General features: G+C 65.6%; 20 protein-coding genes. 12 read left to right on the forward strand and 8 right to left on the reverse strand.

The window, feature by feature from the left end:
* Positions 1-5 precede the first annotated feature (5 nt).
* Both QOL62_RS06760 and glpK read left to right on the forward strand, forming a co-directional pair.
* Complete coding sequence (locus tag QOL62_RS06760) at positions 6-1,490, forward strand: glycerol-3-phosphate dehydrogenase (RefSeq protein WP_283405693.1); 1,485 nt, start codon at positions 6-8, stop codon at positions 1,488-1,490.
* The gene (gene glpK, locus QOL62_RS06765) at positions 1,487-2,965 is read left to right on the forward strand and encodes a glycerol kinase GlpK (protein ID WP_283405694.1); all 1,479 of its coding nucleotides are present in this window, start codon (positions 1,487-1,489) and stop codon (positions 2,963-2,965) included. Before QOL62_RS06760 ends, glpK begins: the two co-directional genes overlap by 4 nt.
* Before the next feature lie 72 nt (positions 2,966-3,037).
* Here glpK and ahpF read toward each other — a convergent pair whose 3' ends face one another.
* The 4 genes from ahpF to aroC form a co-directional block, all read right to left on the reverse strand.
* Positions 3,038-4,627 carry an alkyl hydroperoxide reductase subunit F gene (gene ahpF, locus QOL62_RS06770; RefSeq protein ID WP_283405695.1) on the reverse strand — a complete coding sequence of 530 codons (1,590 nt, stop codon included), beginning with the start codon at positions 4,625-4,627 and terminating at the stop codon, positions 3,038-3,040.
* Positions 4,628-4,769: 142 nt separating this feature from the next.
* Complete coding sequence (ahpC, locus tag QOL62_RS06775) at positions 4,770-5,336, reverse strand: alkyl hydroperoxide reductase subunit C (protein WP_103727449.1); 567 nt, start codon at positions 5,334-5,336, stop codon at positions 4,770-4,772.
* A gap of 221 nt (positions 5,337-5,557) precedes the next feature.
* Complete coding sequence (locus QOL62_RS06780; protein WP_283405696.1) at positions 5,558-6,022, reverse strand: YaiI/YqxD family protein; 465 nt, start codon at positions 6,020-6,022, stop codon at positions 5,558-5,560.
* A 31-nt stretch (positions 6,023-6,053) separates the two neighbouring features.
* Positions 6,054-7,133, reverse strand: a complete 1,080-nt coding sequence (aroC, locus tag QOL62_RS06785) for a chorismate synthase (RefSeq protein WP_283405697.1) — start codon at positions 7,131-7,133, stop codon at positions 6,054-6,056.
* Between the two features lie 93 nt (positions 7,134-7,226).
* On the opposite strand from aroC, the gene QOL62_RS06790 reads away from it, so the two are divergent.
* Genes QOL62_RS06790 through QOL62_RS06805 form a run of 4 tightly spaced genes read left to right on the forward strand, consistent with a single transcriptional unit; the run spans position 7,227 to position 8,810 of the window.
* A complete protein-coding gene (locus QOL62_RS06790) occupies positions 7,227-7,370 on the forward strand; it encodes a hypothetical protein (RefSeq protein ID WP_283405698.1) in 144 nt (47 codons plus the stop codon).
* Positions 7,367-7,714 carry an ArsC family reductase gene (locus QOL62_RS06795; protein WP_283405699.1) on the forward strand — a complete coding sequence of 116 codons (348 nt, stop codon included), beginning with the start codon at positions 7,367-7,369 and terminating at the stop codon, positions 7,712-7,714. Before QOL62_RS06790 ends, QOL62_RS06795 begins: the two co-directional genes overlap by 4 nt.
* Before the next feature lie 26 nt (positions 7,715-7,740).
* The gene (gene pnuC / locus QOL62_RS06800) at positions 7,741-8,304 is read left to right on the forward strand and encodes a nicotinamide riboside transporter PnuC (RefSeq protein WP_283405700.1); all 564 of its coding nucleotides are present in this window, start codon (positions 7,741-7,743) and stop codon (positions 8,302-8,304) included.
* Positions 8,301-8,810, forward strand: a complete 510-nt coding sequence (locus QOL62_RS06805; RefSeq protein WP_103727444.1) for an AAA family ATPase — start codon at positions 8,301-8,303, stop codon at positions 8,808-8,810. The genes pnuC and QOL62_RS06805 overlap by 4 nt, the downstream gene beginning before the upstream one ends.
* Here QOL62_RS06805 and QOL62_RS06810 read toward each other — a convergent pair.
* Together QOL62_RS06810 and ubiG are read right to left on the reverse strand one after the other, a co-directional pair.
* Entirely contained in the window at positions 8,807-9,856 is a 1,050-nt protein-coding gene (locus tag QOL62_RS06810; protein WP_283405701.1) for an NAD(P)H-dependent amine dehydrogenase family protein, read from the reverse strand. The two genes, QOL62_RS06805 and QOL62_RS06810, sit on opposite strands and share 4 nt — an antisense overlap.
* Before the next feature lie 92 nt (positions 9,857-9,948).
* Positions 9,949-10,698, reverse strand: coding sequence for a bifunctional 2-polyprenyl-6-hydroxyphenol methylase/3-demethylubiquinol 3-O-methyltransferase UbiG (gene ubiG, locus QOL62_RS06815; protein WP_283405702.1), 750 nt, complete (start codon positions 10,696-10,698; stop codon positions 9,949-9,951).
* Between the two features lie 82 nt (positions 10,699-10,780).
* Between ubiG and QOL62_RS06820 the strand changes: the two genes are divergently transcribed.
* The gene (locus QOL62_RS06820; RefSeq protein WP_103727441.1) at positions 10,781-12,040 is read left to right on the forward strand and encodes an aspartate kinase; all 1,260 of its coding nucleotides are present in this window, start codon (positions 10,781-10,783) and stop codon (positions 12,038-12,040) included.
* Positions 12,041-12,103: 63 nt separating this feature from the next.
* Here the strand turns inward: QOL62_RS06820 and QOL62_RS06825 are convergent, their stop codons facing one another.
* On the reverse strand, positions 12,104-13,399 hold the full coding sequence (locus QOL62_RS06825) for an acetyl-CoA hydrolase/transferase family protein (RefSeq protein WP_283405703.1): 1,296 nt from the start codon (positions 13,397-13,399) through the stop codon (positions 12,104-12,106).
* Between the two features lie 224 nt (positions 13,400-13,623).
* Here QOL62_RS06825 and QOL62_RS06830 point away from each other — a divergent pair, with 224 nt between their 5' ends.
* From QOL62_RS06830 to QOL62_RS06845, 4 genes are all read left to right on the forward strand, one after another.
* Complete coding sequence (locus tag QOL62_RS06830; RefSeq protein WP_283405704.1) at positions 13,624-14,655, forward strand: NAD(P)H-dependent flavin oxidoreductase; 1,032 nt, start codon at positions 13,624-13,626, stop codon at positions 14,653-14,655.
* 11 nt (positions 14,656-14,666) lie between these two features.
* Positions 14,667-15,521: a formyltetrahydrofolate deformylase gene (gene purU, locus QOL62_RS06835; RefSeq protein ID WP_103727438.1), complete on the forward strand. Its 855-nt coding sequence runs from the start codon at positions 14,667-14,669 to the stop codon at positions 15,519-15,521.
* A gap of 72 nt (positions 15,522-15,593) precedes the next feature.
* The gene (locus tag QOL62_RS06840; RefSeq protein WP_283405705.1) at positions 15,594-15,995 is read left to right on the forward strand and encodes a VOC family protein; all 402 of its coding nucleotides are present in this window, start codon (positions 15,594-15,596) and stop codon (positions 15,993-15,995) included.
* Between the two features lie 57 nt (positions 15,996-16,052).
* Complete coding sequence (locus tag QOL62_RS06845; RefSeq protein ID WP_283405706.1) at positions 16,053-16,925, forward strand: dienelactone hydrolase family protein; 873 nt, start codon at positions 16,053-16,055, stop codon at positions 16,923-16,925.
* Positions 16,926-17,127: 202 nt separating this feature from the next.
* Here the strand turns inward: QOL62_RS06845 and QOL62_RS06850 are convergent, their stop codons facing one another.
* Positions 17,128-17,451: a hypothetical protein gene (locus QOL62_RS06850; RefSeq protein ID WP_283405707.1), complete on the reverse strand. Its 324-nt coding sequence runs from the start codon at positions 17,449-17,451 to the stop codon at positions 17,128-17,130.
* Between QOL62_RS06850 and QOL62_RS06855 the strand changes: the two genes are divergently transcribed.
* The gene (locus tag QOL62_RS06855) at positions 17,451-18,452 is read left to right on the forward strand and encodes a TerC family protein (protein ID WP_283405708.1); all 1,002 of its coding nucleotides are present in this window, start codon (positions 17,451-17,453) and stop codon (positions 18,450-18,452) included. The genes QOL62_RS06850 and QOL62_RS06855 overlap by 1 nt on opposite strands.
* Positions 18,453-18,548 lie beyond the last annotated feature (96 nt).

Consider the following 18,548-nt stretch of genomic DNA (forward strand, 5'->3'; position numbering starts at 1 on the left):
AGAAAATGAGTGGAACCCTCTACGATATCGCCGTCATCGGCGGAGGCGTGAACGGCTGCGGCATCGCGCGCGATGCGGCAGGGCGGGGCGCCAGGGTGCTGGTGCTGGAGAAGGGCGACCTGGCGAGCGGCACATCCTCGGCCTCCACCAAGCTGATCCACGGCGGCCTGCGTTATCTCGAGCATTACGAGTTCGCCCTCGTTCGCGAAGCCCTCACGGAGCGCGAGCGGCTGTGGCAGATCGCACCGCACATCATCCACCCGATGCGCTTCGTGCTGCCGCATGTGAAGGGCCTGCGCCCGCGCTGGCTTCTGCGGCTCGGTTTGTTCCTTTACGATCATATCGGCGGCCGTCGCGCGCTGCCGCCGACGCAAAGCATCGACCTGCGCAAGCATCCCGCCGGTCGGCCGCTGAAGGCAGGGTTCGGTCCGGCGTTCGTCTATTCCGACGGATGGGTCGATGACGCGCGCCTCGTCGTCCTCAACGCGCGGGACGCGGCGGACAAGGGCGCAACCATCCTCACGCGCACCGGGGTCGAAGGGCTGGAGCGCGTGGACGGCGCCTGGACCATTCACACCCGCACGTGCGAATTTCGCGCCAAGGCCGTGGTGAACGCGGCTGGCCCTGCCGTGCTCGACCTGATCGGCCGCGCGGGAGAGGCGACGCAGCGGCGCATGCGGCTTGTCCGCGGCTCGCACATCGTGGTGCCCCGCCTGTTCGATCACCCTTACGCCTACTTCTTCCAAATCCCCGACGGCCGCATCTTCTTCGCGATACCGTACCAGCAGGATTTCACCCTCATCGGCACGACCGACCGCGACCACGAGGGTTCGCTCGATGAAGTCCACGCGAGCGAGGAGGAGATCGCCTACCTTTGCGAAGCGGCCAACGCCTATTTCGACAAGGCCATTTCGCCGGCGGATGTAGTGTGGACGTATTCCGGCGTTCGGCCCCTGGTCGACGATGGGTCCGGCAAGCCCGAGGCCGCTACACGCGGATACAGCTTCGATCTCGATCTTGATCCGCAGGGTTGCGCACCGTTCCTTTCCGTCTTCGGCGGCAAGATTACCACCTACCGCCATCTGGCGAAGGACGCGGTCGAGAAGCTGCAGCCGCTCGTGCCCGCGCTCGCGGGAAGCGACTGGACCGCCGAAGCCCCGCTGCCCGGCGGCGACTTCCCGATGAAGGAGCTGGACGGGCTGAAGGCCGGCCTCGCGCGCGACTACCGGTTCCTGGACGAAGGCACCGTCGATCGCATCGCGAGGGCATATGGCACGAAGGCGCGCGAGTGGCTCGGTCCGGCGAGCAGCCTGGAGGCGCTGGGTGCGAATTTCGGCCATGGTCTTACGGCTGCCGAAGTGGATTACCTCGTCGCTCGCGAATGGGCGCGTACGGCGGAGGACGTGCTGTGGCGGCGGACAAAGCTGGGGCTGCGGCTGGACGCGACGCAGGTGGAGAGGCTGAAGAACTACATGGGTGGGGAAGAGTGAGCGGCGAATATATCCTGGTCCTTGACGAAGGGACCACTTCGACACGGGCGATCGTCTACGCAGTGGACGGGACCATTCTCCACCTCGCGCAGGCCGAACTGACGCAGTCTTACCCCGAACCCGGCCGGGTGGAGCACGATGCCTCCGAAATCTGGGAAAAGACGCTGTCCTGCGCGCGAGAGGTGATTGGCGAGGCGGGCGGCGCGGAGCGCATCGCCGCCCTTGGCATCACCAACCAGCGCGAAACCGTCGTGGCCTGGGACCGCACCACCGGGGAGCCGATCACGCGCGCCATCGTCTGGCAGGACCGGCGCACGGCGGAGGCCTGCACGCGCCTGCGCGACGCCGGGCACGAGGCCATGTTGCAGGAGCGCACCGGCCTTGTCGTGGACCCCTATTTCTCCGGCACCAAGATGCGCTGGATTCTCGACAACGTGCCGGCGGCGCGAGAGCTTGGCGATCGGCTGGCGCTGGGCACGGTGGAGAGCTGGCTCGTCTGGAAGCTGACCGGCGGGCTTCACGTGACGGACGCCAGCAACGCCAGCCGGACACAGCTTCTGGCGCTCGACGGAGCGGACTGGGATGAGGACCTGCTCGCGCTCTTCGGCGTGCCACGGCACGCGCTGCCCGAGGTGGTCGATACCTGTGGCGTGATCGGCACCTGCGACACGGCCCTTCTGGGCGCACCGATCCCGATCAGTGGCCTTGCGGGGGACCAGCAGGCGGCGACGATCGGCCAGCATTGCCTCAAGGTCGGCGAGACCAAGGCCACCTTCGGCACCGGCGCCTTCATCCTCACCAACATGGGGGAGAAACTGCCGCGCTCCTCGCACCGCCTGCTCGGCACCGTGCTGTGTCAGCACGAGGGCAAGCGGACTTATGCCTTGGAAGGCTCGATCTTCGCGGCGGGTAGCCTGATCAAATGGCTGCGCGACGAACTCGGCGTCATCCGCACGGCGGGGGAGAGCGAGACGCTGGCGCGCGCGGTGCCTGACAACGGCGGAGTGTTGTTCCTTCCGGCGCTGGCAGGGCTGGGCGCTCCCCACTGGAAGCCCGACGCCAAGGGCGTGGTGACCGGCCTGACGCAAGGCAGCACCCGGGCGCATATCGTGCGGGCCGCTATGGAGTCGATGGCCCACCAGTGCCATGACCTTCAGGCGGCCTTTGCCGCGGACGGAGCTGCCTGGACTTCCCTGCGGATCGATGGCGGAATGAGCGCCAACGACTGGATGGCGCAGGATCTTGCCGACCTGCTGGGGCTGCCGGTGGAACGACCCGCCGATACCGAGACGACGGCACTTGGCGCGGCGATGCTGGCTGGCGTCGGTGCCGGTATCCACGCCACGCTCGAAGATGCGATGACGATGGGCAGCGCTTCGCGCCGCTTCACCCCGGACATGGACGAGGGCAGCCGAACTGCTCGTATCGGGCTGTGGCAGGCGGGCTTGCGCAGGCATATCCACGGGCTGGCCTGACGCGCACGAAAAAGCGGGCGGGAATCCTGGAGATTCCCGCCCGCCTCTCGTTGGGACTGGTTCTGGTCAGGCTCAGGCGGCCTGCGCGATCTCCGCCGGAGCTTCGTTGCGGATCAGGTAGTCGAACGCGGAAAGCGCCGCCTTCGAACCTTCGCCCATGGCGATGATGATCTGCTTGTACGGCACCGTGGTCACGTCGCCCGCCGCGAACACACCGGGCAGGTTGGTCGCGGCTTTCTCATCGATGACGATCTCGCCGCGGCCGGTCAGTTCGACGCCGCTGTCCTTCAGCCATTCGGTATTGGGCACCAGGCCGATCTGGACGAACACGCCTTCCAGTTCGATCTTGCGTTCTTCGCCCGAAGTGCGGTCCTTGTAGAGCAGTGCGTTGACCTTCTCGCCATCGCCTTCGACCTCGGTGGTCTGGGCGCTGGTGATGATGACGACGTTCTTCATCGACTGCAGCTTGTCGACCAGAACCTGATCTGCGCGCAGCTTGGCGTCGAATTCGATCAGCGTCACGTGACCGACGATATTGGCAAGGTCGATCGCGGCCTCGACGCCGGAGTTACCGCCGCCGATCACCGCCACGCGCTTGCCCTTGAACAGCGGGCCGTCGCAGTGCGGGCAGTAGGCCACGCCCTTGTTCTTGTACTCGGCTTCACCCGGAACGCCGAGGTTGCGCCAGCGGGCACCCGTGGTCAGGATCACCGAGCGCGCCTTGAGCGATGCGCCGTTGGCGAAAACGATCTCGTGCAGGCCGCCGAGTTCCTTCGCCGGGATCAGCTTTTCCGCACGCTGCAGGTTCATCACGTCGATATCGTATTCACCCACATGCGTTTCCAGCGCGGCGGCGAGCTTGGGGCCTTCGGTGTAGGGAACCGAAATGAAGTTTTCGATGCCCATCGTGTCCTGCACCTGCCCGCCGAAACGCTCCGCGGCGATGCCGGTGGAGAAGCCCTTGCGCGCGGTATAGACCGCCGCTGCCGCGCCCGCAGGACCGCCGCCGACGACGAGCACTTCGAACGGCGTCTTCTCGGCCAGCTTGGCTGCGGCCTTGGCGTCTGCCGTGCTGTCGAGCTTGCCGAGGATTTCCTCGATGCTCATCTTGCCCGAACCCCACATCTGGCCGTTCAGGAAGACCGCCGGCACAGCCATCACGCCGCGCTCCTCGACCTCGGCCTGAAAGGTGCCGCCTTCGATCAGGGTGACGTCCACATGCGGGTTGTTGAGCGCGATCAGCGTCAGCGCCTGCACCACGTCGGGGCAGTTGTGGCACGAGAGCGAGAAATACATCTCCAACTGCAGCGAGCCTTCGAGCGCCTTCGCCTGCTCCAGCACCTCGTCCGAGACCTTCGGCGGGTGGCCGCCGGTCCAGAGGAGAGCGAGCACCAGCGAGGTGAATTCGTGGCCGAGCGGCAGGCCCGCAAAGCGCACCCAGGCGCTCGCGTCCGAAGCGCGGCGGATGATGAAGCTGGGGCGGCGCGCGTCGTCGCCGTCGAACGTGGCAGTGACCTTGTCAGAGAGCGAGGCGATCGTGGTCAGCAGCTCGCGGGTCTCGTCCGATTTCGCATCGTCGCCCAGGGAGGCGACGAGCTCGATCGGCTCGCGCAGCATGCCGAGGTATTGCGAGAGCTGTTGCTTCAGGTTGGCGTCGAGCATGAATCTCAGGTCCTTTGACATTTCTGGATAAAGGGGTGGCCCGGGGTCCGGGTTCCACCGGAGAGCACAGGGGTGCGGCTCCGGGGAAGGAATGCCCCGGGCCGCACACCTTCAGCACGCGACCCGGAAAGTCGCGGCTGTCTTAGAGCTTGCCGACGAGGTCGAGCGAGGGAGCGAGGGTTTCGCTGCCTTCTTCCCACTTGGCCGGGCAGACCTGGCCGGGGTGCTCGCGCCAGTACTTGGCGGCCTTGATCTTGCGGACGAGTTCGGCTGCGTTGCGGCCCACGCCCTCAGGGGTGATTTCAACGAGCTGGATCACGCCGTCGGGATCGACCACGAAGGTGGCGCGATCGGCAAGGCCCGAATCCTCGCGCAGAACGCCGAAGTTGTTGGTGAGCTTGTGGTTCTGGTCACCAAGGAAGGCGTACTTCAGCTTGCCGATCTTGTCGGAGGTGTCGTGCCATGCCTTGTGGCTGAAGTGCGTGTCGGTCGAAACGCCGAACACTTCCACACCCATGCCCTGAAGCGTTTCGTACTGCTCACCAAGGTCTTCCAGCTCGGTCGGGCATACGAAGGTGAAGTCCGCCGGGTAGAAGAAGAAGACGGCCCACTTGCCCGCGATGTCTGCTTCCGTGACGTCGAAGAAGTCCTTGCCGGCCTGGAAGGCGGTGTTCTTGAACGGCTTGATGGTGCTGCCGACGATACCCATGGATGTAATCTCCCTCAGATGGGTGGTTAAAACTGACGTGACGCAGATAGGCCCTGCGAGTGTGGATTTGTAGCCGCTTGATCCGATTGGCATAATCGGATGTGGCGATCACGCAGGACGCGACTTATGGGCTTTGCCGATAAAATGCCCCCCCGTCTGCGGGTTCTCGCTGGAGGAATGACGCAGGAGCGCAGCGCGAGGTTGCGGCTCGGCTCGGCCGTTCACCTGGTGCGGCGGGCGAGCTTCACCAGCATCTCGTCGAGCGAGGAGAGGAAGCGGGAGCGGTCCTGCTTCGAGAAGGGCGGGGGACCGCCAACGACGTCGCCGTTGGCGCGCAGGTCGGCCATGATCGCCCGTGTGGCGATGGCGCCACCGATCGAGGCGGTGGTGAAGGGCTTGCCGTTGGGTGCCAGCACGCTTGCGCCAAGCTTCAGACAGCGGTCAGCGAGGAGAATGTCGGCGGTGATGACCACGGTGCCCGTATCGGTGTTCGCGACGATCCAGTCGTCGGCGGCGTCGAAAGCATCGCTCACCAGCTTGCGGGTGACGAGGGTGCCTTGAGGGACGCGGATCGGGCTGTTGCTGACAACGACGACCGGCACCTTGTGCCGCGTGGCCACCTTGTAGACCTCATCCTTCACCGGACAGGCGTCGGCGTCGATCAGGATGCGCAGGGCTGCGCTCATGGTTGCGCCGGTCCGGCGATCATGCACACGATCACCCGCATTGGCCCCTGTGAAGCAGCTTGTGGTCCGCCAGCACGAGAGCCATCATTGCCTCGACCACGGGAACCCCGCGGATACCGACGCAAGGATCGTGACGGCCCTTGGTGAACATCTCGGTCGCCTCACCGGAGCGGGTGATGGTCTGCTGCGGGGTGAGGATCGAGCTGGTCGGCTTAAAGGCGACCCGGCAGGTCACCGGCTGGCCGGTGGAGATACCGCCTGCGATGCCGCCCGCGTGGTTCGCAAGGAATTCGGGCGCTCCGTCAGGAGCCTCGGCGGAAGGGCGCATCGGGTCGGCGTTCTGCTCGCCCGAAAGGCGCGCGGCGGCGAACCCGTCGCCGATCTCCACGCCCTTGACCGCGTTGATGCCCATCATCGCCGCTGCAAGGTCGGCGTCGAGCTTGGCATAGAGTGGCGCTCCCCAGCCGGCGGGGACGCCGCTGGCGTAGCATTCCACCACCGCACCGACCGAGGAGCCGGACTTGCGCGCATCGTCAACGATCTTCTCCCAGCGCTCGGCAGCGGCGGCATCGGGGCAGAAGAAGGGGTTGGTGGCGATTTCCGCCTCGTCGAACTTGCCGGGATCGATCATGTCGCCGCCGATCTCGGACACGTAGGCGACGATCCTGACCTCTGGGATGACGAGGCGCGCCACTGCGCCCGCAGCCACCCGGCTTGCGGTCTCGCGCGCGGAAGAGCGTCCGCCGCCGCGATAGTCGCGAAAGCCGTACTTGGCGTCGTAGGCGTAATCGGCGTGACCCGGGCGATAGGCGACCGCGACTTCCGAGTAGTCCTTCGACCGCTGGTCGACGTTCTCGATCATGAGGCTGATCGGCGTGCCGGTCGTGCGCCCTTCGAAGACGCCGGAGAGGATACGGACCTGGTCCGGCTCCTGACGCTGGGTCGTGAATTTCGACTGGCCAGGACGGCGCGCATCAAGGAATGGCTGAATCACGCTTTCGTCAATCGCCAGGCCGGGGGGGCACCCGTCGACGACGGCACCGATCGCCGGTCCGTGGCTCTCGCCCCAGGTGGTGAATCGCAGAAGGCGGCCGAAAGTGTTCACGCTCATGCCTGCGCCTTGGCGCGCAATCTTCCGATTGTCCAGAATGCGCGGCGTGCCACATGCTTGCGGAAGCGACTGCGAAGGTCCATGAGCGCGACCATGTTCCTGGAGGTCTTCCGCCACCCCAAGCACGATGACGTAGGCGCCGCCGCGTACCGGGCCGGTGCCCAGGCGCAGGTCAAGGCCGTCCTCCTGTGCAACAGACGACGCGTGCATCACATCGAGAGAGACACAGAATCGTGAGCCTTCACTTCTACGGCATCCCCAATTGCGACACGGTGAAGAAGGCCCGCAAGTGGCTGGAGGCCCGGGACGCCGACTACACCTTCCACGACTACAAGAAGGAAGGCGCCGATGCCGCGCGGCTTGAGGCGTGGGTGGCCAACGTTGGCTGGGAAACGCTGCTGAACCGGGCGGGCACCACCTTCAGGAAGCTGCCGGAGGAGGACAAGCAGGATCTCGATGCCGCCCGGGCCGTCGCGATCATGGTCGCGCACCCGAGCACGATAAAGCGCCCGGTCGTGGAGCATCCGGGCGGGCTGCTGGTGGGATTCAGGGAGCCGGAATGGGCTGCGACGCTGGCGTGATCGGCGGCTGACGCGGGGCAGGCTTCATGAACCTTGTCGAATGGGCGGCGGCGCTGCTCGGCCTTGCCAACATCGCCCTGCTGGTACGCCGCAGTGTCTGGAACTACCCGTTCGGCATGGCGATGGTCGCGCTTTACGCCCTCGTGTTCTTCGAGGCGAAGCTCTACGCCGAGGCCGGGCTGCAGGGCTTCTTCTTCGCCGCGCAGGCCTGGGGCTGGGTGCTGTGGGTCCGGGCCGGTGGAGGCGACACGCAGGTGCCGGTCCGTTGGCTCGGGAACTTCAGCCGCCTCGTCTGGACAACGGCGACCGCGGCGCTGGCGCTGAACCTGGGATGGGTGATGCACCGCTTCACCGACGCGTCGCTGCCCTATGCCGACGCCGCGATCGCAGGCGCCAGCATCGCGGCGCAGATCCTGCTGGCCTTTCGCCGTATTGAGAATTGGGTGCTGTGGATTCTCATCGATATGGCGTCCATCGGCGTTTATGTGAGCAAGGGCCTGTGGCCGACTTCGGGGCTTTATCTGGTGATGCTTTTGATGTCCGTGCAGGGTCTGCGGGAATGGATTTCCGCCGCGAGGAAACCGGCATGAAGACAGTGTGCCTGCACGGCGCGGAAAGCACGGGCAAGTCAGTGCTGTGCGAGCGGCTGCTGACGCTGCGCGGTTGGCCCTTCGTGCCGGAGTACGGCCGCGCCTATTGCGAGGAGCGTGGCACCGACCTCTCGATGGTCGATCTTCTCGTCATCGCGGAGGGGCAGGCGCGGGCCAATCGGCGCGCCATGGCCGAGCAGCCGCCGCTGCTCGTGCTCGATACCGACCAGCTCATGACGGCCGCCTGGGCGCAGATGCTGTTCGGCGAAGTTCCCGATACGCTCCTTTCGTATCCGAAGGCCGATCTCTACCTGCTGTTCGAACCGGATGTGCCCTGGTGCGAGGATGGTACCCGCTTTTTCGGCGAGGACATGGAGCGCCGCCGTTTCGCCGCGCTCAGCGAAGAGATGCTGCTGCGAGCCGGAGTACCGTTCGTGCGGGTTTCCGGTTCGTGGCAGGAGCGCGAGACGATGGCGCTTGGCGCGATAGACCTTCTGCTCGCCTAGCGCCGCGCGCGGTTCCATTCGCCCACGGGTGCCACCGGCAGCCCGACGTCGAGAAGCCCGAGCACGCCAGGGGGTGAGGCCTTGATCTGCGGCACGGCGCTGACGGCGGGCAGGGCGGTCATGATGTCCCAATCGTGGTTCTTCCAGTGCGGCTCCGGGATCAGGCGCATGCGCGTGTCGATGCTCGGTTCACCCTGGACGACGAGATGATACTGATCGTCGTCGATTTCCCAGCCTTCGGCCAGATTGCGGGTGAGGTACCACACGACCGTCAGGATCACGACGGTTTGGCCGCCGACCTTGCCACGCCAGCCGCCGCGCAGGGCGGCGTTGGTGCCCTTGTCCATCCCCATCCAGCCAAGGTCGACGTTCTCCGCGGCGGTGGCGTACTCGCAGAAAAACTCGATGTCGTCGAAGGTCAGGTCAAGGGCGGCACCGATGCGTTCGACAGCGTCGCGAAAGAGGATCAGCCAGGCCTGCGCCCGTTCCGCCAGTTGCGGCGTCATGCCCCCCGGCTCTCCGATGCCGAGGAAGCCCCAGGTCTCCACGGATTCGTAGACGGAACAGTCCGCCGATTCGGTGAGGGAAACGGAACGCACATCGCGGCAGATCGCAGTCAGGCTGGCGGTGACGGAGTTGATCCAGCCGGGATTGATGCCGGTGATGTACAGCGAGGAATTTCCCCTGGCGCAGGCCGCCTCGAGCCGCTCCTTCACTTCGCCCCGGATGCCGCCGACATTGAGGAACAGGTTGGTGGAGACCATGTCGGCGCCGCTCTCCAGCAGTCGCACGGCATGATCGAGATCGGCTTCGAACGGCGTGTAGAGGATGGTGTCGGCGCCCAGCGCGAGAAGGGTTTCGACATCGTTGGTGGCAAGGATGCCGGTGTCCGGTCGTCCGCACAGTGCCCCGGCATCCTGGCCGTTCTTGTCATCCGACCAGGCGAAGCACCCCACCAGTTCCAGCCGGGGATCGTCGAGGATCGCGCGAAGGGCGTGCTTGCCGACCTTGCCGGTGGTCCACTGAATGACGCGCAGCCGTTCCATCTTGCTCTCCCTCTTCCGGGAGGGAATGTTCCGGCATCCGGGCGGCGAGGGAATTCCCGCGTGGGTACGTCCGTCTCGTCCGCCCGCCGGTCTCAGCGCTTGCGGGCGGTGACGATGAAGTTGAGCGAGAGATCGTCGGAGAGGTGGAGGCCTTTGAGCGGCGACCAGGCGATACCGCGCGGGGTGCCGAGTTCCAGGCCGGCCCTGCTGGCCAGATCCTGCAGTTCCGCCGGCGTCACGAACTGGGTCCAGTCATGGGTCCCGCGCGGCACATGGCCGAGCCGCTCGGCTGCCTCCACCAGAAGCAGGCGCGAGCGTGCGGTGCGGTTGGGGCAGGAGAGAATCATCAAACCATCCGGAGCGAGCGCTGCGGCAAGCTGGCTCATGAAGGCGGCCTTGTCCGTCACATGCTCGACCACCTCCAGCGAACAGACGAGATCGAAGTTTGCGAGGCCCAGCGTTCCCAGCTCCCCCGCCCGGTAGTTGATCGGCAGACCCATCGCGTCGGCATGGGCGCGGGCGGCGGCAATGTTTTCCGGCGCGGCATCGACGCCGGTCACGGCTGCGCCCATGCGCGCCAGGGGTTCGCACAGCAGGCCCGCACCACACCCGGCATCGAGCGCGGTCTTTCCGGCCAGAGGCTTCAGCGCGCGCGAATCCTGGCTGAAATGCAGGTCGATCGCCTCACGGATGAAGGCCAGTCGTACCGGATTGAGCTTGTGGAGCATCGCGGAGGAACCGGCGGGATCCCACCATTCTGCGGCCAGGGCGCCGAAGTGAGCGGCCTCCTTGGGATCGATTGTTGCGCCGGAAGCAGGCATCGAGGCAGTTGCATTGTCCATGATCCCCCCCTAACAGCGCCGCCGACTCTTATCCACACCCGCGCATGTCGCCCGGGTATTTATGCAGGGGAGCAACGGCGCCTTGGCACGTATCGTGATGAAATTCGGCGGCACTTCCATGGCCGGCACCGAGCGCATCCGGCGCGTGGCGGGCATCGTCAAACGCCAGCAGGAAGCCGGGCATGAAGTGGCGGTGGTCGTTTCCGCCATGGCCGGCGAGACGGATCGCCTGGTGAACTTCTGCCGGGAAGCCAACGCGCTTTACGATCCCGCCGAATATGACGTCGTCGTCGCATCCGGCGAACAGGTGACCTCCGGTCTCCTGGCGTTGACGTTGCAGGCGATGGGCTGCAAGGCGCGGTCCTGGCTCGGCTGGCAGGTGCCGATCAAGACCGACGACGCACACGCCAAGGCCCGGATCGAGGAGATCGATGCGGATGCCCTGATCGCTTCCATGCAGGCGGGCGAGATCGCGGTCATCCCCGGCTTCCAGGGCGTTTCGCCCGAAGGCCGGGTGACCACGCTTGGCCGTGGCGGCTCGGACACCTCGGCCGTGGCCGTGGCGGCGGCGGTGAAGGCGGATCGCTGCGACATCTACACCGACGTCGATGGCGTCTACACCACTGACCCGCGCATCGTCGCCAAGGCGCGCAAGCTGCCGCTCGTGACGTATGAGGAAATGCTCGAGCTGGCCTCGGTCGGCTCCAAGGTGCTGCAGACCCGCTCGGTCTCCCTCGCCATGAAGGAGAACGTGCGGGTGCAGGTGCTTTCCTCGTTCATCGACGAGGGCGCGCCTGCCGCCGACACCATCCCTGGAACCCTGATCGTCAGCGACGAAGAACTTGAAGGAAGCGATATGGAACGCCAGCTCATCACCGGCATCGCCGCCGACAAGAACGAGGCCAAGGTCACCCTGACCCGCGTGCCTGACCGTCCGGGCGCGGTGGCGTCGATCTTCGCTCCACTGGCAGAATCGAACATCAACGTCGACATGATCATCCAGAACGTTGCCAAGGACAAGGGCGAGACGGACGTCACCTTCACCGTGCCTCAGGCCGACCTCGTGCGCGCCCAGGCGCTGCTGGAAGAACGCAAGGAAGTGATCGGCTACTACCGCCTCATCGCCGACGGTACAGTGGCGAAGATCAGCGTCGTGGGCGTGGGCATGCGCAGCCACGCGGGCGTGGCGAGCACCATGTTCAAGACGCTTGCCGATCGCGGCATCAACATCATCGCCATCTCGACCAGCGAGATCAAGGTTTCGGTCCTGATCGACACGGACGAGACCGAACTGGCCGTGCGCGTGTTGCACACCGCCTATGGGCTGGACGCCGCCGCCTGATCGCAGCGCTCCTGCCGGGACATCAGGAAAAGGCGGCGCGCCGAGCGCCGCCTTTTCGCGTTTTCAGAGCGCTCTCGCCAGTTCGTCCCGGAACTTCGGGTCGGCAAGGCCGATGAGAAGGTCGGCGCGCTCCCGCAGGGACTTGCCGCGCAGGTTCGCCGCGCCGTGTTCGGTGACGACCCAGTGGACGTCGTTGCGCGGCGTGGTCACCGGTCCGTCGAGGCGCGGGACGATCCGGCTGACGGTGCCGCCGCGTGCGGTGGACCGGCAGGCGATCACTGACACCCCATGGCGCGACGCATTGGCTCCTCGCACGAAATCGAGCTGGCCGCCTGCGGCGGAATGCTGCCGTCCCGCCATGAACTCCGAGTTGCAGGCGCCCTGCAGGTCCACCTGGATGGTGGCGTTCACGGATACGACATGATCGTTGCGGCCGATTTCCGCCGGGTCGTTCACGATGTCGACCGGGAGCGAATAGAGCTGCGCGTTCCCGTCCATCCAGCGGTAGAACGGCTCGTCCCCCATGGCGAAGGTGAAGACGCTGCGCCCGGGATGCGTCGCCTTGCGCCGGTTGGTGACGGCGCCCGAGTGCACCAGCCCGGCCAGCGAGGGGGTCAGCAGTTCCGTATGAATACCCAGCTCCGCGCGGTTGCCGATGAGGCGGCAGACCGCAGCGGGCAGGTTGCCGATGCCCATCTGCAGGCAGGCGCCGTCGTCCACCAGTTCCGCGATATAGCCGGCGATCGTCTCATCCTCGGCCGACATGCCCTGTTCGCCGAAGGACAGCAGTGCTGCCCGGTTTTCCACCACCGCGCTGACCTGCGAGATGTGAAGCGGCGTCGAACAGGCGACGCGCGGCATCGCAGGGTTGACCTCGACAATGACGGTGCGCGCGCAGTGAGCGGCAACGGAGGTGTAGTCGTTCGCGACGCCGAAGCTGAAGTATCCGTTCTCGTCCATGGGTGAAACAGTGAGGATGCAGCTGTCGAGCGCCAGTTCGTCGCGCAGGAGGCGGGGTGATCCGCTGAAGGCGCAGGGCACGAAGTCGATCAGCGCTTCGGCCGAAGGGTCGGCAGCGACGAGGGCGCGTTCGACCCCGCTCATGAAGACGCACCGTGGCTGGATGGCCCCAAGCCGGTCGCGTCGCAGGATGGTCGATCCGGCGTGCGCCTGCGAAAGCAGGTACCACACCCGCAGGTCCTGCACGTCGCCCGCCTCTGCACGGCGGGCGAGAGCTGCAAGGAGGGCGGGGGGCTCCGCCACCGCCATGCCAAGGGCAAGATCGCTGCCGCTCCTGACGAGGCGGACCGCTTCGTCCGCACTCATGAGCCTGTCGGCATAGATCTGCTTCGCGTTCATCATCAACTCCCGGCATTGCCTTATCCTTCGCGCAGGTTTGCCGGGGGGCGCCGTCGAGGCAAGTGCAGTGCGTGCAATCGAGCCGCTCCAACGGTCACTCGTCAAGCCGGGCGGCGATGGTCCGGCGGGCTCATCCGACATCTGCCCTTTCTGGCCGCTTGTCTGGGGCCGCTTCGACCCGTATGGCGCACGGCTGTCGAAAAATCCGGGGCATGGGAACGTCAATGACCGCCAACACCAAGACTTCAGCGCTGATGGCGCGTGGCTGCGAATTCCTCGGTAGCGAGACCGCGATCCTGTGCGGCGCGATGTCGTGGGTGTCCGAACGCAATCTCGTTTCGGCGATCAGTAACGCGGGCGGCTTCGGTGTGATCGCCTGCGGCGCGATGACGCCTGCGCTTCTGGACACGGAAATCGCCGCCACCGAGGCGCTGACGTCCAAGCCCTTCGGCGTGAACCTCATCACCATGCACCCGCAGTTGTTCGACCTTATCGATGTCTGCGCAAAGCACGGCGTCACGCATGTCGTGCTGGCTGGCGGTATCCCGCCTAAGGGCAGTGTCGAGGCGATCAAGGCGCATGGTGCCAAGGTCATCTGCTTTGCGCCCACGCTGGCGCTCGGCAAGAAGCTGCTGCGCTCCGGCGCGGACGCGCTTGTGATCGAGGGCATGGAAGCGGGCGGCCACATCGGCCCCGTGTCCACGTCCGTCCTCGCGCAGGAAATCCTGCCGAGCCTTGCGGCGGATCATCTGGTGTTCGTGGCCGGCGGCATCGGCCGCGGCGAAGCGATGGCAGGTTACCTGGAGATGGGTGCGGCCGGCGTGCAACTCGGCACCCGCTTTGCCTGCGCCAGTGAATCGATCGCGCATCCCGATTTCAAGAAGGCGTTCTTCCGTGCCTCCGCGCGGGATGCCATCGCCTCGGTGCAGGTCGACCCCCGCCTGCCGGTGATTCCCGTCCGCGCGCTCAAGAACAAGGGCACCGAGGAGTTCACCGCCAAGCAGATCGAGGTGGCGCGCCGCCTCGACGCTGGTGAGGTCGACATGGGCGAGGCGCAGCTTCAGATCGAGCATTTCTGGGCCGGAGCCCTGCGCCGCGCGGTCATCGACGGCGACGTGGAGAGCGGCTCGATCATGGCCGGACAATCGGTCGGCATGGTCAGCAAGGAAGAGCCGGTCACGGATATCATCGCCGCCCTCATGGCCGAAAGCGAAGCCGCGCTGACCAACCGCGCCGGCGCGCCGATCGCCGCCTGAGGACGGGAACCATGGCCGAACCGCTGATCCTGGCGCTGTCCTGCGCCGACCGTCCCGGCATCGTCGCGCGCGTCACCGGCTATCTCGCGCAGATGGGGGCGAACATCGTCGAGGCCCAGCAGTTCGATGATCAGGAGCAGGGCCGCTTCTTCATGCGGGTCGCCTTCGATCCCGGCACTGCCGACCGAGAGGACATTCGCGAGGGCTTCGGCCCAATCGCTCACGAATACGGGATGGCCTGGTCGATGCAGCGTCGCGACCGGCCCCGGCGCGTGCTGCTGATGGTCAGCAAGTTCGATCACTGTCTGGCCGATTTGCTGTACCGCCACCGGATCGGCGAAATCGCCATGGACATCGTCGGCGTGGTGTCGAACCACCCGCGCGAGGCGGTGAATACCTTGATGCTGGGTGACATTCCCTTCCATCACCTGCCGGTGACCCGTGACACCAAGGCCGAGCAGGAGGCGCAGGTGCGCGCTCTGGTGGAGGAGACGCGGGCCGAACTCATCGTCCTCGCCCGCTACATGCAGATCCTGTCCGATGAAATGGCCGCCTTCCTTTCGGGGCGGTGCATCAACATCCACCACTCGTTCCTGCCGGGCTTCAAGGGCGCCAAGCCCTATCACCAGGCGCACGCGCGGGGCGTGAAGATGATCGGGGCGACCGCGCACTACGTGACCGCCGATCTCGACGAAGGGCCGATCATCCACCAGGACGTCGAACCCGTCACACACGCCGACACGCCAGAGGATATGGTCCGCAAGGGTCGCGACATCGAGCGTCGCGTGCTCGCCGAGGCGGTACGCCTTCACCTTGAGGATCGCGTGCTGCTCAACGGCGCGAGAACGGTTGTATTTCGCAGCTGACGCGGCACGATCACCATTGCCTCCCGGCTCATCCCGCGCGACAGTGGCGGGAAAGACGGAGGGAAGAGGGCCATGCAGGTCAGCGGTATCGATCACGTCAACGTACTGACGGATGACCTCGAAGGCACTGCCCGCTTCTATGAGCGGGTGCTGGGCCTGGTGCGCAGCGAGAACCCTTCCATCCGCGCCGGCATCGCGGGATACTGGATGAGGGACGCCTCCGGTCTGCCGATCGTGCATCTCGTTGACCGGACGACCGCGCCCGGCCGCTATGACGAGTACCAGCCCGGTGCGCCCACGAACGCGCTGCACCACGTCGCCCTGCGCTGCACAGGCTTCGGTGCCGCCTGCGAGCGGCTGGATGCGATGGGGCTCTCCTACCGCGTGAACGACCTTCGCCACATCGGTCTGCGTCAGATCTTCCTGACGGATCCGAATGCAGTGAACCTCGAATTGAATTTCAACGGTGATTGAGCGGATCGGTGCGCAACGCTAGGCTGGCCAGCGAAGCGACGAGCGGAGAAAAAGCCTATGTGTGAAGACTTCACGGCCGAGGATTTCGCCAGGGCAGACCGCCGCATGAGGGGACTCGATCGGCGACAGTTTACCGTGCTTGGCGCCGGCGCGGCACTGGCGGGATGCGGTGCGGTTGCGGGTGAGAGTGGACCGTCGCTGCAGGAGCGCATGGTTTCCATCACCACCGCCGATGGCGTGTGCGACGCGTTCTTCGTCCATCCGGGCAAGGGGGCTCACCCCGGCGTCGTGATGTGGCCCGATGTGGCCGGTTTGCGGGATGCGAAGAAGATCATGGCCCGCAGCCTTGCGGCGCGCGGCTATGCGGTGCTTGTCGTGAACCCCTATTACCGCTCAGCCCCCGCGCCCATCATGAAGAGCTTCGCAGAATTTCGGACCCCGGAAGGACAGGCGAAGATCGGGCCCATGCGCGCCGCGCTGACCCCGGACGCCGTCACACGGGACGCGAAGGCCTACGTGACCTTTCTCGATGCGCAGAAGGCGGTGGATCGAAGGCGGGGGATAGGCAGCAACGGCTATTGCATGGGCGGTCCCTTCACCGTGCGGACGGCAGCGGCCGTACCCGCCAGGGTTGGAGCGGCGGTGTCCCTGCACGGAGCCGGGCTCGTCACCGATGCTGCCGATAGTCCTCACCGGCTGCTGGCCGGAACGAAGGCAGGCTTCCACTTCGCCATCGCTCGAAACGACGATGCGAAGCAGCCCGGGGCCAAAGATGCGCTGCGCAAGGCGGCCGAGGCTGCACATCGCCCGGCGCAGGTCGAAGTCTACCCCGCCGACCACGGATGGTGCGTTCCCGATTCGCCGGCTTATGATCCCGTTCAGGCGGATCGCGCATGGCAGCACATGCTGGAGCTTTTCGCGCAGCTCTGAGGTTCGGCCCGCACTCCCTGTTCGCGCGCCTTCGGCCATGTCGGACGCGGTGGACATCGTTGGGGGTTGAACAGACTCCGGAATTCACGTATTGGAACGGGGCGGGCCGGGCCCCTCTGGCGCGGCGCGATCGGGATATTTCCCTCGCGCCTCGTGATGTCGGACCGCATCGGGTGATCCCGGTGCAGGTTCAGCATTCCTTTCAAGCAAACCATGCGCCGCTCATCCGATCGAACAGCAACCCGTTCGATAGGGATACGTAATGACTGAACGCATGTTCCGCCTGCTCGAGCTCCACCAGAAGCTCGATGCCTCCCTGCGCCGCAAGAAGGCGGCACGGCGCGAGATCGGCGATTTCGTTGAAATCACTCTCCTTACCACACGAAAACTCAAGCTCAGGAACAGGTTGGCCCGGCAGATCGTTCCGCCCGTGGCCGTAGCTAGCCTGTAACCTGCGCGCCGGCGCGCCCTCCCCCCTTCCTGCGCGCCGGCGCAACCCTTTTGCCGTGACAAGGGCGTTCGACAATGGAATTTCTCTTCGCTGACTGGCTTGGCACCCCTGCCTGGTTCTGGCTGGCCTTCGCCGCCGTGGTCCTGCTGCTCACCGCCTTCGATCTCGGCGTCCTGCACAAGGATGACCGGGAGATGGGTATCTCCGAATCCCTGAAGCTGTCGGTGTTCTACATCGGCATCGCCATGGTTTTTGGTGCCTGGATCTGGTGGGCCAAAGGCTCGGCGCCGGCGATCGATTACTACACGGGCTACTTCATCGAGAAGGCGCTCTCGATCGATAACGTGTTCGTGATCTCCATGATCTTCGGATACTTCGCGGTCCCCGCCAAGTACCAGTATCGCGCGCTGCTGTGGGGCATCCTTGCGGTGATCGTGCTGCGCGGCCTGATGATCGCGGGTGGCGCCGCACTGATCGCGAACGCCTACTGGGTCATGTACCTGTTCGCCGCGTTCCTGATCTTCACCGGTATCAAGATGCTGTTCACCAGCGACCATGATCCGGACATCGGCAACAACGCCGCCATCCGCTGGATATCGCGCCACATGCGCGTCACCAAGCAGCATCACGGCGAGCACTTCTTCGTCCGGGAAGCGAACGCCAGCGGGCGCATGGTTCTGGCCGCAACGCCGCTGTTCCTGGCACTCGTCGTCATCAATCTGGCGGACTTGGTCTTCGCGATAGATTCGGTGCCGGCGATCTTCTCGATCACGACGGATACCTTTATCGTCTACACTTCGAACATCATGGCGATCCTTGGCCTTCGCGCGCTTTACTTTGCGCTGGCGGCGATGGTGCACCGCTTCCACTACCTCAAATATGCCCTAGCGCTCGTGCTGGTGTTCATCGGTGGCAAGATCCTGATCGCCGACTTCGTTTTGGGCGGCGCCAAGTTCCCGCCGCTGATAAGCCTCGGCGTGACCCTCGCGCTGATCGCGGGCGGGGTGGCGTGGTCGCTGTGGAAGACGCGCGGCGAAGCGGCCAACGCTACTTCAACGGGCGCATCGCACCGCTAGGACCTGCTCCAAAGACAAGGCATTGGCGGGAGCGGCAATAATCAGGTGCGCCGCTCCCGCCATGCCGCTACCACTCCGGCATGAAAGCACGACGTG

The organism is Novosphingobium panipatense (assembly GCF_900182875.1).
Lineage (GTDB): Bacteria > Pseudomonadota > Alphaproteobacteria > Sphingomonadales > Sphingomonadaceae > Novosphingobium > Novosphingobium panipatense.

Coding starts and splice junctions, on each gene's coding strand:
- QOL62_RS06760 (WP_283405693.1), top strand. CDS start 6: ATGAGTGGAACCCTCTACGATATCGCCGTCATCGGCGGAGGCGTGAAC.
- QOL62_RS06840 (WP_283405705.1), top strand. CDS start 15,594: ATGCAGGTCAGCGGTATCGATCACGTCAACGTACTGACGGATGACCTC.
- ahpF (WP_283405695.1), bottom strand. CDS start 4,627: ATGCTCGACGCCAACCTGAAGCAACAGCTCTCGCAATACCTCGGCATG.
- QOL62_RS06805 (WP_103727444.1), top strand. CDS start 8,301: ATGAAGACAGTGTGCCTGCACGGCGCGGAAAGCACGGGCAAGTCAGTG.
- QOL62_RS06810 (WP_283405701.1), bottom strand. CDS start 9,856: ATGGAACGGCTGCGCGTCATTCAGTGGACCACCGGCAAGGTCGGCAAG.
- QOL62_RS06825 (WP_283405703.1), bottom strand. CDS start 13,399: ATGAACGCGAAGCAGATCTATGCCGACAGGCTCATGAGTGCGGACGAA.
- QOL62_RS06855 (WP_283405708.1), top strand. CDS start 17,451: ATGGAATTTCTCTTCGCTGACTGGCTTGGCACCCCTGCCTGGTTCTGG.
- pnuC (WP_283405700.1), top strand. CDS start 7,741: ATGAACCTTGTCGAATGGGCGGCGGCGCTGCTCGGCCTTGCCAACATC.
- aroC (WP_283405697.1), bottom strand. CDS start 7,133: ATGAGCGTGAACACTTTCGGCCGCCTTCTGCGATTCACCACCTGGGGC.
- QOL62_RS06845 (WP_283405706.1), top strand. CDS start 16,053: ATGTGTGAAGACTTCACGGCCGAGGATTTCGCCAGGGCAGACCGCCGC.
- QOL62_RS06780 (WP_283405696.1), bottom strand. CDS start 6,022: ATGAGCGCAGCCCTGCGCATCCTGATCGACGCCGACGCCTGTCCGGTG.
- purU (WP_103727438.1), top strand. CDS start 14,667: ATGGCCGAACCGCTGATCCTGGCGCTGTCCTGCGCCGACCGTCCCGGC.
- QOL62_RS06830 (WP_283405704.1), top strand. CDS start 13,624: ATGACCGCCAACACCAAGACTTCAGCGCTGATGGCGCGTGGCTGCGAA.
- QOL62_RS06790 (WP_283405698.1), top strand. CDS start 7,227: ATGTTCCTGGAGGTCTTCCGCCACCCCAAGCACGATGACGTAGGCGCC.
- ahpC (WP_103727449.1), bottom strand. CDS start 5,336: ATGGGTATCGTCGGCAGCACCATCAAGCCGTTCAAGAACACCGCCTTC.
- ubiG (WP_283405702.1), bottom strand. CDS start 10,698: ATGGACAATGCAACTGCCTCGATGCCTGCTTCCGGCGCAACAATCGAT.